Below are 14,215 nucleotides of genomic sequence, written 5' to 3' on the forward strand. Positions count from 1 at the left end.
TTAAGCGGCTTTAAGAGTAAAATATATCACTCGGAACTTTCGTGCCGATTTATAAATAATTCATTTCTAATGCTGTTTTAATCAATAAAGCTGTATTGGGTACATCAAACTTGACCAATAAACTGCTGCGATGAAATTCTATGGCTTTGAGTGTTACAAACAGCTTGGTAGCCATTTGCTGGGTAGTATAACCTTCCGAAATCAGAAAGAGTACTTCTTTCTCACGAGGCGATAAGCGTATTTCGCTGGTAGGTATGAAAGTAGATTTTCTGGATTTTTTATCGTGTGTATCCATCAATTCTTTAATAAAGGGATTGATGTATTTTTTGCCCTCATAAACAAACTGAATAGCTTGTATCAATTCGGCTTTTGAGGTATTTTTCAATAAATAGCCTTGCCCTCCTTTTCGCATGACCCGTTTTACTATACTTATCTCGTCGTGCATGGTCAGAAAAATTACTTTCATCGATTTATAGTGTTGTAGCAGGTATTCATACAACATCAGCCCATCTTCTACTCTTGGAAATGAAATATCAAGCAGGATAATATCAATGGAGAGTTGTTGTAATGCGTCTTTGACAGACTCAACATTGTAGCATCTTCCGGCTACTTTTAAATCTTCATTATCGGCTAATAAAGACTCTATTCCTTCTACAAATACATTATGGTCGTCGGCAATCAATAAATTAATCATGGCAGAACAGTAGATAGAAACCCAGCATAAGTTAACAGATAAAAGCAGGTAGATGAGGCAATAATAAATTTTTCAAAGATATAAAAGATGAGATGGTTAAAAACCATCTCTCTTACAATTTAATTTTTACTTTTTTTAAGAAAATCTTTGTTGGCGCTTTAGTTTGGGATAATGTTTCAATAAGAGGTATCATTCGTTCTAAGTATCATCGGGGTAATTACCCTGCAAAATTAGACCGATTGGCCTTTGTATCTATTAGGGAAAACCCTATTTTTTTGAGAGGAGGATAGAGCTATTAACAGGCAATTTTAGCCATAGGTACCGAAATCATGACTGATGTGCCGCTACTTGCCGGAGAATGGTTTTGCCATAGTACCTGCCCATTGAGGTACTCGATGCGTGAAGTAACATTGAGTATGCCACTGCCTTGTGAAGGGGCATCAACATTAAAACCAACACCATCGTCTTCTACGCTTATCAGCAGATTTTCCTGATTGGCCATTAACTGAATGTTTATTCTGTGGGCACAGGCGTGTTTCATGGCATTGTTAATTAACTCCTGAATAACCCGATACAACAAAGCAATGGCTTCCTGATTCAGAGGAGCCAGCGAACCATATTTTTCGAGACTTATTTTGGTTTTTTTTGTACCCGGAAATTTGTTTACCAAATCTTCTAATGCTGTTTCAAGCCCGTATTTAGAAAGTGCAGTAGGGTGTAAATTGTGTGAGATAAGTCTGATTTCCTGGCAAGCATCATCAATTATCTGGTTCAGCATAGCTCGTTCTTTAGCTGTAAACGGTTTATGTCTTGATTCAACAAAAAACTTGATTTGTGTGAGTTGAATGCCCAGACTATCGTGCAAATCACGGGCAATGCGTCCCCGCTCGTTTTCCTGCCCTTGTATCAGCGCTTCTAATGATTTCAGTTCAAGATTCCTGATTTTCTGGCTATGAATAATATCTTTCTGTTGGGCAATGGTATTCAGTTGTTTTCGGCCTACAAAGAGGGCTACTACTGCTAAAATAAGAAATACAGTCAAAACAATAAGCAATATATTCTGTAGTCTTGCTTCACGGTTTTCCTGTTTAGTCAATTGATTCTGCAACTGCAGATTTCTATACTGGCTGTTGAGTTCCTCCAGACGAATGGTCATGGTTTGTTCAGACTCATAATATTGGTTGGAGTACAGCAATGTTTGCTGATAAAATTCATTGGCTTTCTGAAACTCACCGATTTTGGTGTAGGCTATAGAAAGGTGGTAAGAAATGTCTTTGGCATAAGCCACGTCTTTGGCTTTTCCACTATTTTCATACGCTTTCAGATAGTACTCAATGGCTGATTCATAATTACCTGAAAGTGCTTCTATTCTACCCATATAAAAATTATTAACAGAAATCATCCAGTTAACATTTGCCTGCCAGGCATACTTCTGACTTAGCAGAAGATACTTCCGGGCCAGAATCAGATGCTTATGGTTAATATAACTGATAGCCAGTAAATTGTGGGTATAACCCAGATCCAAAAAAAGATTATTGGCAATACATTTTTTTTCGATAATCAATAATTGCCTGATAAGTGAATAGTCAAAAGGAGGCTGATGTTTTTTGGCATCAATAATAGATAATTCAGTATGAATTTCCTTTTGTAGCTGGTTTGTTCTTTTATAATAGCCTAAAGCTGATTCATAGTTTTCAATGGCATATTTTCTGGTATAATTATCAAAGTAATACATCCAGCCCACATCCATTTTAGTATCATAATACCTGGCTGAGTCGCCTGTTCGTTTAAAATAGGTCAGGCTGGTCTGATAAGCCTCCAGACTATAGATATTGAAACCATACAGACTCTGGTAAGTATCTCCCAGACGCTTATACAAAGGTCCTAATTTGTTCGGATTTCCTTTATTTTCTTCAATCGCATTTTTTAAATCAACGATATTGGCAGGGTCTTTTTTATTATCAGCCTGAGCATACCCATTCAGATAAAAACAAACGGTAAGCAAACCGATAGTAGCTACTTTCAGGTAACAAAAGGTTTTCATAGATGAGGCAAGACGTAAAGGTAGAATAGGGCTTTCTGTAACTTGATGTAAGTTATCAAAAATCTGATAAAAGTAAAAGCCTTAAAGCTCCAATCCCTTTTAGAGTAGTCATTCTTGAAAATGCCAGGATTCTATTGATTGTGCTATTGGTAGTAAAACATATAAGGACAAGGCAGGATAGGAAGAAAAGAATCTTTGCAGAGGTTCAGCATGCTGAACCTCTGCAAGGGCAATCGCTATCTATGTTTTTGGTTACTTGTAATATTCACGTATCTGAAAAAGAAAATAACCCGAAATAAGAAAAGTAATAATGGCATCAATAAATCTCAGATACACAAGGTCGGCCAATAAAAAAAGCAGAAAAGCATAATAAGCCCATACCCAACCCTCACGTTTACGGTCGAACAAACCTTTGATTGAAAGCAGACTACAAACCAGCCCTGCGGTAGAAATAAGCATACTAACCGACCAGAGCGGATGGTCAAAAAAGGCTGTAAAAAGAGTAGTAAATGCGGTAATACCTATGACAAGAATATACAGGGGTACCAGAAGGAGCATAATCCAGGGTATGATTTTTACGATAAATTCTTTCCATTCAGCAGGTAACTGAAAAGGGATAGTTTTGGTAAAAAGCGGGAGTATTTCTTTTTCTAACGGCTTGTCGGCAGGTATAAAGTTCATGACTGAAAATGGGTTTGGAAAGATGAATGATAGGTTTAGAACATGAATATACCAATTAGAAGCAAATTACTGAGGTTTTGTTTAAGAATTGAGCCAAGTTTTTTAGTAAATGGTTATTTGCCTAAAAAACCTGTCAACTTTTTTGATTATTTGGCTTAGAATCAAGTTATTTGTTGGGTTTTCGGCGAAATCTTATATATGGAAGAAAATAATAACACAGGTACTAAAGGACAATTTTTTAAAAACGCTGCAACAAAGATTGGCGGAGCATGGGGTTGGTTTTTAGACCAGATATACCTTATTTTAGCTAAGATATTCGGGGCAAAAAGAGTAGAACTGGTGTTTATCTCTTTTTATAAAGTCATTGATAAAATAACCGGTACTTTTCGCAATCAATTCGATACAGAAGGACCTTATTTCCCGTTTATCAGAGGTCTTTACAGGGTATTCGTCAGGGTTTTTATTTTTCTTTTCTTCTACTGGTTCTGTATTGAAACCAATTTCTTGTGGCTTTGTGGCAAAATGCCAAGCATTGAGCAATTAACCAACCCTAAAATTGCGCAATCATCTACCATTTACTCAAGCGATGGCATTGAATTAGGTAAATTCTTTACCGAAAACAGACAAACCATTGATAGTGCCCAGATGTCGCCCTGGTTATTCAAGGCACTTATTTCTACCGAAGACAAACGTTTCTTTGAGCATTCGGGTATTGATATTCAGTCTATGGCAGGGGTAGCTGTGGGTATTTTAAAAGGTGGCGAACGTGGCGGAGGAAGCACCATTTCTCAGCAGTTAGCCAAAAACCTGTATAATACCCGTCGTACTGAAATGAGAGGGTTATTATATTATGTACCCGTTATAAGTACAATAGTTTATAAAACCAAAGAATGGCTTACGGCTATTAGTCTGGAGGAACGCTTTACTAAAGGAGAAATTCTGACCATGTACCTCAATACCGTTGATTATGGCAACAATGCCTACGGTATCAGAACGGCTTCTCAGACCTATTTCAGTAAAGAACCTGACAAACTGAACCCGGAAGAAGCGGCAGTATTGGTTGGTCTGCAAAAAGGGACAACGCTTTATAACCCCATCAGAAATCCTAAAAATGCGCTTAAACGCCGGAATACGGTTTTACAGTTAATGGCTAACAATGGCGATTTGACACAAAAACAGGCAGACGAATTGAGTAAGACCGAAATAAAATTAGATATAAATACAGAGGTTGACGAAGACAATAAGGGAACTTACTTTAAGACCACATTGGCTCGTTTTATTGAAAAATGGGCAGAAACCAATGAAGTTGATATAAATCTGTATAAAGATGGACTGAAAATCTATACGACCATTGATTACAAAATGCAGGATTATGCCGATAAAGCTGTATCGAGCCATATGCGACGCTTACAAAAGATTTTTGATCAGGAATGGAAAGGCAGAAACCCGTGGATATATGAAAACGGACAGGAGATACTGGGTTATATTGATACGGTAGCCAAGCGTACGCCCGTTTATAAGAAATTAGCCCAGAAATTTAAAAACAGCCCTGACTCCATCCACTATTATATGTATGAGAAAAAGAAAATGACAAGGGTTTTTGTGTGGGGAAAAGACGGGGCTTCGTCGCAGGAAATGCTCATGAGTCCCATTGACTCAATCATTCATTATAAAAAAATTCTGCAAACAGGTATGATGGCGATGGACCCTTTCACGGGGTACATCAAAGCGTGGGTAGGGGGTATAGACCATGAGTTTTTCAAATACGACCATGTGCGTCAGGGGCGTCGTCAGCCGGGGTCAACCTTTAAGCCGATTTTATACACCGCAGCCATTGATGGCCCGCTGAATCTTTCGCCTTGCGACAGACGGACTGATGAACCTTTTAAAAAGGAATGGGTTGAAAATGGCGAAAATAAGGTATGGGAACCCAAAAATGCCGATGGGGTATTTACTTATGCCAGCATGACCCTGCGCAGGGCTATGGCACGCTCTATCAACTCGGTTGCTGCGCAGTTATCTGATGAAGTAACCCCTCGGGTTACGGTAGAATATGCCCGTAAATTAGGTATTACTACCCCACTTGACCCTGTTTTATCGATAGGTCTGGGTTCGTCTGATGTATCATTGTATGAACTCATAGGGGCTTATGCGGTATTTGCCAATGGTGGCGAACACGTGGACCCTGTGCTGGTTTCGAGAATTGAAGATGCTCAGGGTAAGGTTATCTATGAGGCCGAGATAAAAAAACAGCAGGTTATCAGTCCTGAATCTGCGTTTCTGATGCAATATATGTTACGGGGTGGGGTTGAAGAATCCGGTGGTACATCGCAGGGGTTGTGGGAATATGCCAGTGCTCTGTTTGGCAATGGCGGACAGGCCGGAGGAAAAACAGGAACAACCTCTAATTATTCAGATGCCTGGTATATGGGCTTTACCAAAGACCTGGTGTGTGGGGTATGGGTAGGCGGCGACGACCGCAGTATTCACTTCCGTACACGTATGGGAGAAGGTTCCCGTTCCGCCTTGCCTATTTTCGGCAAGTTTATGCAAAGTGTCTATACCGATAAAACGTTAGGCTATAAACCCGGACCATTTCCGAAACCCGGTATCCCTATCAAGAAAACCTATCAGGGTTGTGGCGGCGACATCGGCGGAATCAGTCCTGCTGATACAAGCGGTGTGTCTTTAGATTCTTCAAATACGGTTCAGCAAGAGGTAATTACCTTCCCGCCAAGAGACCAGCCGGCTAAAGATACTACAAAAAATAACCGTTAGATAAAGTTGTAAAGAATCTCAAAAAAAATATTTATTCTTTACAACTATTACCTGCAAATGGGAGTCAATGCTTTTGAACAAGGTAAACTCCCATACAAATGGACGCAAAACTATACATAGCCGGAACAATTAAATTAGCAGGAAAAAAGAAAGTAAACCCTGCAGAAGTGCTTTTCCTGAAAGCAGACGTAAACTACACCGAGATTTTTTTACAGGATGGTGAAAGATTTATTGTCTCAAAAACCCTGAAAGAGTTAGAGAAAAGATTTGAAAGCTTCAATTTCTTTCGCACGCATAAATCATACATGGTTAACCTGAAATACGTAACGGGATACCAGATACACGAAGGTTTGTTAGTAAAAGTACAGGACGAACATCAGGTGAGCCTTTCCCGCCGCAGAAAAGAGGTTTTTTTAGATACGGTAACAAAGTATCAGAAAGCAAGCTAATCAGCTTGTATGGTCTGATACGATGAGCCATTTGCCATCAATCTTCTTTAATACAAGCGTAAAAAATCCACCAGCATCACCTTTTTCGGGGCGTGTCAAGTGCCATTTTCCTAATACCCAGCAAGTGGTAGGCGAATGAAAATCTGTTTGCTGAATATCAAATTTGAGTTTGCCCATCGTGGCAAGGTCAGGGTAGGTTTTCAGGTATCTTTCTAATGTGGCTTTCCATCCGTAAATCACACCGTTTTTGCCAATAAACATCAAAGAATCAGATTTTACATAATCCTCCATAAATGCTTTGATATCGCCTTTATTCCAGTTTTCATTCTGGCGGCTCAATACTTTCAGTACTTCCTGACGGTCGTTGGTATTCTGTGCGTAAGTCTGTATCGCAAATACAAGGCATAGAATTACTGTGATGGCTGTTTTCATTAGAGTAGTTTAGCTTGTTTAATAAAGTTTTACTGAGTTTTAACAGGATAGGAGACAATTTCTTGACCCCTTTGCTATATTTGTACGAAAGTATAAATTTTTTTCAATATTTGTGAGCAAGCAAGAAATCTGGTTTGTAGTTAATCCCTTTTCAGGCAGAAAGAAAAATCATCAGGCAATCATCAGTCTGATTGAGAATCAATTAGACAAGAAAAAATATCAGGCTACCATTATTCCTACCAAAGCGGCAGGCCATGCCACCGAACTAGCACATGAAGCGGCTGAAAAACAAGTACCCTATATAGTAGCTATGGGCGGCGATGGCACAGTAAACGAAACTGCCAAAGCCTTAATAGGCCGTAAAACGGCTTTAGGTATTATGCCGTTAGGCTCAGGCAACGGATTAGCAAGAGAATTAGGCGTGCCGATGAAACCGGAAAAAGTAATAGAAAAGCTGAACAAGGCAACCATCAAGCAGATTGATGCCTGTTTTGTGAATGATATTCCGTTTTTTTGCACCGCAGGCGTAGGTTTCGATGCCCATTGTGCCGATGTTTTTTCGAGACTGAAAGGACGTGGACTGCTTAATTATGTCAGGGTAGGTTTTCAGGAGTTCTGGGCATATAAACCTTTGTCTTGTGATTTCGGTGGCAATAAGTATGAGGTGTTTAGTATTACCTTTGGTAATGCCCGACAGTTTGGGAATAATGCGTATATTACCCCTATTGCACAGATAGATGATGGTTTTATTGATTGTACTTTACTGAATCCGTTGCCACTCTGGAAAGTGCCTTCGATTATTACGAGGTTATTCAATAAAACTATCCACGAATCTGCTTATGCAGAGGTATATCGTGGGGCTAAATTTAAACTAAAAGGCCAGGAAAATCTGTTGATTCATTATGACGGTGAGCCGTTAAGATTAGATACAGATGAATTAACGATAAGTATCAGAGAAAAAAGCCTGCATGTAATGGTATGAAAAATAAAAAACACCGGGAAGGAGTTGTGTACTCGACCGACCCTGATTTTGCATTTAATTTTGGTGAGCAGGAAGAAACAGAAACCTTAGCTCCTCAACAACAGAACCTGAAAATTTGGCTCGACAGAAAAGGAGGTAATAAGGTAGTAAGCAGAATAGACGGCCTGATAGCCAAAGACGAAGATTTGCAGAATCTGAGAAAGAAATTGCAGAATCTATGCGGCAGCGGTGGTACTGCCAAAGATGGAGAAATACTGTTACAAGGCGACCACCGGGATAAAATTTTAGCCTTTTTGCTGAAAGAAGGCTATAAAGCTAAGAAGGCTGGGGGATAGGTTCTTGCACAGGCGATACTTCATCGCCAATTTTAATTTTACCGCCTTTCATTACCGTGCAGGTAATACCTCCGTGTCCACGCATGGCATTGTATCCACCCAAACCCAGATTTTCTTCCATTTGGCTACATGGATGGCAATAGCCGGTTCCTTTCAACACTACTTCACCAATCTGGAAAGTAGAATCGTGAAAAGCTAATAGGTTTATGCCTGAAACTACAATATTACGTCTGAGTAAAGCCGGGTCAATACTTTCTTTATGAAGCATTTTAGCAAAAGCTTCTATATGCTCAGCCTGAATAAGCGTTACTTGTCGGTTGCGTGAAGTCCCTTTGTATCGGTCGCCCACGATACCTTTTTGCTCTGTTACGTCTATGGTATCCACTATTTTTAGTGGCCCTCTCGAAGTAGGACCCGGGCGATAACTCAACCATTCTACCTTGCCATTAAAGGCAAAGTTTTTCAATAATTGTTTCATTTCCATCTGTTCAGCTTTCATTTAAACCTGTTCTTAAACAATAACTATTTCAGAGCGAAGGTGTTTTGAAATCTTTGGTTTCGTAGGCAAGACAAAAACCTTTCAGCTCACATTCGGGGCATTTGGGGGTGCGGGCAATACAGATGTAGCGACCATGCAGAATGAGCCAGTGATGCGCTACTGAAATTTTATCTTTGGGCAGATATTTTATCAATTCTTTCTCTACTAAAAAGGGATTTTTGGCAGTTTTAGGTACTAAACCCAGGCGATGAGATACACGGAATACGTGCGTATCAACTGCCATAGCAGGCTGGTTATAGATAACCGATACAATTACATTGGCGGTTTTACGGCCTACACCGGGCATTTTTTGCAGGTCTTCGATGGTATTGGGTACTTCCGACTGGAAATCGTTGACCAGAATACGAGCCATGCCTATCAGGTTTTTACTCTTGTTGTTAGGGTAACTTACTGTTCTGATGTATTCATATACTTCTTCAGCAGTAGAGGCCGCCAGACTTTCGGGAGTAGGATAACGCTCAAACAACCGGGGCGTTACCATATTTATTCGCTTATCGGTACACTGGGCTGAGAGTATCACAGCCACTAATAATTCATAAGGATTGGTATAATGTAATTCGGTTTCGGCTTGGGGATAGTGTTCGGTAAAATAAGTAACTAAAGCTCTATAGCGTTCTTTTTTGTTCATGGTTTGTGGTAATTTTTTAAACATCTCCCCAAATTAGCAAAAACTAAATGGTGAAAGCAAAAGGCGGATTACTTCACATTTTTCCGGCGATTGCGTTGGAAATCTTCTAAAACAAATCCGCCCAGACCATTCAGATTGCTGTAATAGGCACGCCCATTATTTACCTGTGTAAACTGCTGTACAAACTGTTTCAGGTAAGGGTCTGAGGCAATCATAAAGGTAGTAATAGGAATTTCTAACCGACGAGCCTGTGCGGCAATTGTCAGGGTTTTATTCACAATCTTGCGGTCGAGGCCGAAACTGTTTTTGTAGTATTTAATTCCTTCTTTCAGACAGGTAGGCTTACCATCAGTGATCATAAACACCTGTTTGTTTTTGGTTTTCCGGCGGCGCAGTAAATCCATAGCTAATTCTAATCCGGCAACGGTATTGGTATGATAGGGGCCAACCTCCAGATAAGGAATGTCTTTCAGTTGTATCTGCCACGCATCATTGCCAAATACCAGTATATCAAGCGTATCTTTCGGATATTTGGTACGAATCAATTCTGCCAAAGCTAATGCTACTTTTTTGGCAGGTGTAATGCGGTCTTCGCCATAGAGAATCATGGAGTGCGAAATGTCAATCATCAATACCGTTGAAGTCTGAATCTTCGATTCCCTGTCAACTACTTCCAGATCACTTTCCAGTAGCATAAAATCATCAATACCGCTATTTATCTGGGCATTTTTCAATGATTCAGTCATGGAAATCTGTTCCAACGAATCACCAAACTGAAAAGCACGTACATCGCTGCTGAGTTCATCACCAACTCCTGTATAAGGCGTATGATGGCTACCACTCGATTTGGTTCGTTTCAACTTACCAAATATTTCGTCTAATGATTGTTTTCTGATACTCTGTTCACTTTTGGCGGTAATGCGGTACTGCTGCCCTTCCTGATTCTCTTCGGTTATGTAGCCTTGTCTTTTCAAATCTTCAATAAAATCAGCCATACCGTAGTTATCATTGGTGAGCTGATACTGGCGGTCAAGGTCGCTCATATAGCTGAGTGCCTGGCCTACATCTCCGGCCGTAATTAATAGCAGTTGCTGGAAAATATTGAGCAATTGCTCAAATGGGGTGTTGCCCTTCATTTCGGGCTTAAATTCTGAAAAACGAAAACCAAGCATGACAATCAGTGATTTAGTATTCTGTTACCTCTTTCTATTAACGCTTTTTATCAGCTTAAAGTTTGGCTATGTAAACAATCCATACTTTTTAAGAACTATTAAGAGTTGGCTTGTCTAAAATCCGAAGATTTGCCGTAAATTGCAACGTTTTTCATAGTAATGGCGGAACATGAGCATTAAAAAATTATTCTTCACTATTTTATTGAGCTATTTTTACGGCCTGTGCCACGCCCAAATCCTTGATGATTCTACCAAACAAGTTTACGGACTAAAAACTACCCGTTATATTCTTGAAGACGATATTCTGAATAACCGTAAAACCTACTATAATCCAGATTCTACCTTAGATGGCTTTCACTTGTTCGACAGGAATCTCAAAAGCGGCTGGCTGTATCAGGATTTAGGATTGATTGGCACGGCTGTGAAACCTCTGTATTTTCAGCCCAATGAAGACGTAAGCAAGCAATTAGGATTTACTACCTATGGCTTCTATGCCTTCGATGCCAGAAAATCGAAGTATTACAATACAAAGTCGCCTTATACCAATATGTATTATGCCCAGTCGGGTGGGGGAATGTTGAACCTTGATTTTACACATTCACAGAATATAAAACCGCAATGGAATATTACTTTTGATGTCCATCGGCTGACTTCGGCCAAACAATATGGTGCGCCACAGACTCGTGAAGAAAGACTGGTGGATAGCTGGGCTGTGCTAACCACTACCAATTACGAATCTAAAGACGGGAAATATGCCATTTTAGGAACTTATAACCATTTTAACCATGCCCCGGTTGACCAGGGAGGTATCAGACCGCTGGAAGATAGTCTTAAATTTGTAGAAGCAAACGAACTTGGTAACTACAAAAACTTTCTGGCAAGATTAGGCAATGCCGCTTCGCGCGACTGGCGCAATGAGTTTCATATTTATCAGCAATATCAGTTATCAAATGGTTTTCAGGTATATCATATTTTAGATTACCAGAGACGTATTGATTATTATCAGGATAACACTTTTAAAGCTGACACTACAGCCGAAGGGGTAAATTTCTATGGTATGCAAATGCCGAAGAACCCAGTTCTTTTAAAAGGTATTAGGGATACATTGTCATTGGCATTGAGGTATCGGTTGATTGAAAATAAATTCGGTATAAAGGGTATTTACAGAGGATTTGCTTATAGACTTAATTTGCGTTATCGTTTGTATAACCTCAATTCTGATTTTAACCTAGATAGTACGACTCACAGAAGAACAGGATTTAAACATGAGGTGCTGGCAAATGCATGGGCAAATTATTTTTTTCCTGATAGCTTGAAACGAGCTTATGCCGAATTTGAAATAGGCACTAAAGGTAGTTTTAGATTAAAAGTAGAATACATAAGCCCCAAATTAAGAGCTGAGTTTTATCAGGCCTCAACTCCACCAACTTTGTTAGATGAGCGTTTGGGAAGCAATAATACATTTAATTGGTCTATGCTATATGATAAAGATTTGCGAAATCAGTTATCTACTAATTTGTATGCTTCTACCTCTCTGAACTATAAAAGATTTAAGTTTACACCAAGTGGGTTTTATTCACTGGTAAGTAGCTATACTTATTATGATAGCAGTGCCCACATTCAGCAAACGCCAGATATCTCGGCTATTTTTAAATCGGTAAGTATTTTCAGGGCAGGATTAGCAATTGAGTATAATTGGAAAAAATTTTTAGTAAGAAATCAGACATATTTTGCCGGAACTTCACGCACAGATATTATCCGGATGCCCACTATTACTAATAATACGACTATCGCCTACGAATTTGTATATGCCAAACGATTGCATATCAATGCCGGAGCTGAAATCTATTACCGCTCGGCCTATTATGCCGACAATTATATGCCGCTTACCCGCCAGTTTTATTTACAGAATGATAAAAAAGCATGGGGGTATCCGGTGGTAGATGTATTTGCCAATCTGAAAGTAAGCAAAGTGAGAGTCTTCCTTAAATTTGCCCATGTCAACCAAGGATTCCCCGACAGAGGGTATTTTGTAGGCTCTGTTTATCCTGGCATGCGACGCACCTTTTTCTTAGGTGCCAACTGGCCGTTGTTTGATTAAGAAAAGATAAAATTTTCATTAAAACTCTGACAAAGTGCCTATAAACGTAATTTTTTTGATTTAATTATTTAGGTTTGTAGAAATTGTTCAATTAAAGAATTTGTATCTTTGCACACTTTTAAACCTAAACTCTTGATACATGGTGTTTTGGCACTATTTACTACCGATTCTTTTTTTCACTGCTGTCTTTGTTCAACTCATTTTCATTTTGGGTATTTTTCCGGGCTTATTGTCGCATCAGGATACAGAGCGTGATACAATTTCGAGTCAGAAACCAGGAGTTTCGGTTGTAGTAGCAGCCTGGAACGAGCTGGAGAATCTGAAAGAACTGCTGCCGATTTTAGAGGCACAACAATATCCCGATTTTGAGATAGTGGTAGCAGACGACCGCTCACACGACGGCACTTACGATTATCTCTTGTTCAACGAGGGAGGTTATTCTAAAGTTAATTTTGTCAGAATTGAGTCATTACCTGCCCATTTTACAGCCAAGAAATTTGCGGTAACCATGGGAATTAAAAAAGCCACTAAAGACATTATTTTGTTGACAGATGCTGATTGTCGGCCAACGAGCGATTACTGGATTGATACAATGGTGGCGCAATTGAGCAAAGAAAAAGACATTGTTCTGGGTTTTTCGCCGTATAGTTTCGAAGATTCACGGCTTAATTCGCTCATTCGTTACGAAACTTTCCAGACAGCCCTGCAATATTTTTCTTTTGCCAAAGCCAATATGCCCTACATGGGTGTTGGCCGAAATCTGATGTATCGTCGTGATTTGTTCTGGACAAGCAATGGTTTTTCGAGCCATCACGGGCTGTTAGGAGGAGACGATGATTTGTTTGTGAACGAAGTATCAAACAAAACCAACGTGGCTATTTGTATCGGCGAAGAAGCAAACATGGTGTCGGAACCTAAAAGAACCTGGAGCGACTGGATTACACAGAAGCGTCGCCATTTATCGGTAGGAAAACGCTATAAATTCAGAGATAAGTTTTTATTGGGAAGCCTTGCCACAAGCCAGTTATTGTGCTGGTTTATTTTGTTGCCGACTTTCTTTATTAAACCTGACTGGTTTGAAGCCCCCGAATGGTCGAGGATTCCGACTGAATGGCTTGATGATAATCATTTACAGGATTTTTATCCTTATAACGACTGGATGCGCCTGATTACCCTGGTGTTTTTTGTGTGGTTGCTTATCAGATGGCTGATATTGGCAAAAGCCAATAAAAAACTGAACAGCACACTAAGTTCATTCCGGATTCCGTATTATGATTTTCTGTATGCTTGTTATTATTTAGTGTTTGGTTTGATTACCATTTTCTCGAACCCTAAAAAAATTAAGTGGAGATAGGTTTTA

The 14,215-nt window shown here is 39.6% G+C and carries 13 protein-coding genes; 6 read left to right on the forward strand and 7 right to left on the reverse strand.

Annotated elements, in window-relative coordinates; translation table 11 throughout:
• Nucleotides 1-49: 49 nt before the first annotated feature.
• From EWM59_RS12030 to EWM59_RS12040, 3 genes are all read right to left on the reverse strand, one after another.
• Nucleotides 50-694, reverse strand: coding sequence for a response regulator (locus EWM59_RS12030; protein WP_130021226.1), 645 nt, complete (start codon nucleotides 692-694; stop codon nucleotides 50-52).
• Between the two features lie 295 nt (nucleotides 695-989).
• Complete coding sequence (locus tag EWM59_RS12035; protein WP_130021227.1) at nucleotides 990-2,738, reverse strand: ATP-binding protein; 1,749 nt, start codon at nucleotides 2,736-2,738, stop codon at nucleotides 990-992.
• Between the two features lie 252 nt (nucleotides 2,739-2,990).
• Nucleotides 2,991-3,419 carry a hypothetical protein gene (locus EWM59_RS12040; protein WP_130021228.1) on the reverse strand — a complete coding sequence of 143 codons (429 nt, stop codon included), beginning with the start codon at nucleotides 3,417-3,419 and terminating at the stop codon, nucleotides 2,991-2,993.
• Between the two features lie 198 nt (nucleotides 3,420-3,617).
• Here EWM59_RS12040 and EWM59_RS12045 point away from each other — a divergent pair, with 198 nt between their 5' ends.
• Together EWM59_RS12045 and EWM59_RS12050 are read left to right on the forward strand one after the other, a co-directional pair.
• The gene (locus EWM59_RS12045) at nucleotides 3,618-6,197 is read left to right on the forward strand and encodes a penicillin-binding protein 1A (protein WP_130021229.1); all 2,580 of its coding nucleotides are present in this window, start codon (nucleotides 3,618-3,620) and stop codon (nucleotides 6,195-6,197) included.
• Between the two features lie 98 nt (nucleotides 6,198-6,295).
• Nucleotides 6,296-6,646, forward strand: coding sequence for a LytR/AlgR family response regulator transcription factor (locus tag EWM59_RS12050; protein WP_130021230.1), 351 nt, complete (start codon nucleotides 6,296-6,298; stop codon nucleotides 6,644-6,646).
• On the opposite strand, the gene EWM59_RS12055 is transcribed toward EWM59_RS12050, so the two are convergent.
• Complete coding sequence (locus tag EWM59_RS12055; protein WP_130021231.1) at nucleotides 6,647-7,078, reverse strand: YybH family protein; 432 nt, start codon at nucleotides 7,076-7,078, stop codon at nucleotides 6,647-6,649.
• Between the two features lie 112 nt (nucleotides 7,079-7,190).
• Between EWM59_RS12055 and EWM59_RS12060 the strand changes: the two genes are divergently transcribed.
• A complete protein-coding gene (locus tag EWM59_RS12060; RefSeq protein WP_165372162.1) occupies nucleotides 7,191-8,060 on the forward strand; it encodes a diacylglycerol/lipid kinase family protein in 870 nt (289 codons plus the stop codon).
• Nucleotides 8,057-8,395: a translation initiation factor gene (locus EWM59_RS12065; protein ID WP_130021233.1), complete on the forward strand. Its 339-nt coding sequence runs from the start codon at nucleotides 8,057-8,059 to the stop codon at nucleotides 8,393-8,395. Before EWM59_RS12060 ends, EWM59_RS12065 begins: the two co-directional genes overlap by 4 nt.
• Here EWM59_RS12065 and EWM59_RS12070 read toward each other — a convergent pair.
• From EWM59_RS12070 to EWM59_RS12080, 3 genes are all read right to left on the reverse strand, one after another.
• Nucleotides 8,376-8,894 (reverse strand): MOSC domain-containing protein, encoded by a 519-nt coding sequence (locus EWM59_RS12070; protein WP_229239345.1) that lies wholly within the window; start codon nucleotides 8,892-8,894, stop codon nucleotides 8,376-8,378. The two genes, EWM59_RS12065 and EWM59_RS12070, sit on opposite strands and share 20 nt — an antisense overlap.
• Nucleotides 8,895-8,922: 28 nt before the next feature.
• Complete coding sequence (gene nth / locus EWM59_RS12075) at nucleotides 8,923-9,582, reverse strand: endonuclease III (protein WP_130021234.1); 660 nt, start codon at nucleotides 9,580-9,582, stop codon at nucleotides 8,923-8,925.
• A 68-nt stretch (nucleotides 9,583-9,650) separates the two neighbouring features.
• Nucleotides 9,651-10,754 (reverse strand): vWA domain-containing protein, encoded by a 1,104-nt coding sequence (locus EWM59_RS12080; protein ID WP_130021235.1) that lies wholly within the window; start codon nucleotides 10,752-10,754, stop codon nucleotides 9,651-9,653.
• Nucleotides 10,755-10,923: 169 nt separating this feature from the next.
• Here EWM59_RS12080 and EWM59_RS12085 point away from each other — a divergent pair, with 169 nt between their 5' ends.
• Together EWM59_RS12085 and EWM59_RS12090 are read left to right on the forward strand one after the other, a co-directional pair.
• Entirely contained in the window at nucleotides 10,924-12,855 is a 1,932-nt protein-coding gene (locus tag EWM59_RS12085; RefSeq protein WP_130021236.1) for a putative porin, read from the forward strand.
• A 139-nt stretch (nucleotides 12,856-12,994) separates the two neighbouring features.
• Entirely contained in the window at nucleotides 12,995-14,209 is a 1,215-nt protein-coding gene (locus EWM59_RS12090) for a glycosyltransferase (RefSeq protein WP_130021237.1), read from the forward strand.
• Nucleotides 14,210-14,215 lie beyond the last annotated feature (6 nt).

It is taken from the genome of Emticicia agri (genome assembly GCF_004168285.1).
Classification (GTDB): domain Bacteria; phylum Bacteroidota; class Bacteroidia; order Cytophagales; family Spirosomataceae; genus Emticicia; species Emticicia agri.

Excerpts from the sequence above, each read along its gene's own strand:
- EWM59_RS12030 (WP_130021226.1), bottom strand. The coding sequence starts at position 694 with ATGATTAATTTATTGATTGCCGACGACCATAATGTATTTGTAGAAGGA.
- EWM59_RS12035 (WP_130021227.1), bottom strand. The coding sequence starts at position 2,738 with ATGAAAACCTTTTGTTACCTGAAAGTAGCTACTATCGGTTTGCTTACC.
- EWM59_RS12040 (WP_130021228.1), bottom strand. The coding sequence starts at position 3,419 with ATGAACTTTATACCTGCCGACAAGCCGTTAGAAAAAGAAATACTCCCG.
- EWM59_RS12045 (WP_130021229.1), top strand. The coding sequence starts at position 3,618 with ATGGAAGAAAATAATAACACAGGTACTAAAGGACAATTTTTTAAAAAC.
- EWM59_RS12050 (WP_130021230.1), top strand. The coding sequence starts at position 6,296 with ATGGACGCAAAACTATACATAGCCGGAACAATTAAATTAGCAGGAAAA.
- EWM59_RS12055 (WP_130021231.1), bottom strand. The coding sequence starts at position 7,078 with ATGAAAACAGCCATCACAGTAATTCTATGCCTTGTATTTGCGATACAG.
- EWM59_RS12065 (WP_130021233.1), top strand. The coding sequence starts at position 8,057 with ATGAAAAATAAAAAACACCGGGAAGGAGTTGTGTACTCGACCGACCCT.
- EWM59_RS12070 (WP_229239345.1), bottom strand. The coding sequence starts at position 8,894 with ATGAAAGCTGAACAGATGGAAATGAAACAATTATTGAAAAACTTTGCC.
- nth (WP_130021234.1), bottom strand. The coding sequence starts at position 9,582 with ATGAACAAAAAAGAACGCTATAGAGCTTTAGTTACTTATTTTACCGAA.
- EWM59_RS12080 (WP_130021235.1), bottom strand. The coding sequence starts at position 10,754 with ATGCTTGGTTTTCGTTTTTCAGAATTTAAGCCCGAAATGAAGGGCAAC.
- EWM59_RS12085 (WP_130021236.1), top strand. The coding sequence starts at position 10,924 with ATGAGCATTAAAAAATTATTCTTCACTATTTTATTGAGCTATTTTTAC.
- EWM59_RS12090 (WP_130021237.1), top strand. The coding sequence starts at position 12,995 with ATGGTGTTTTGGCACTATTTACTACCGATTCTTTTTTTCACTGCTGTC.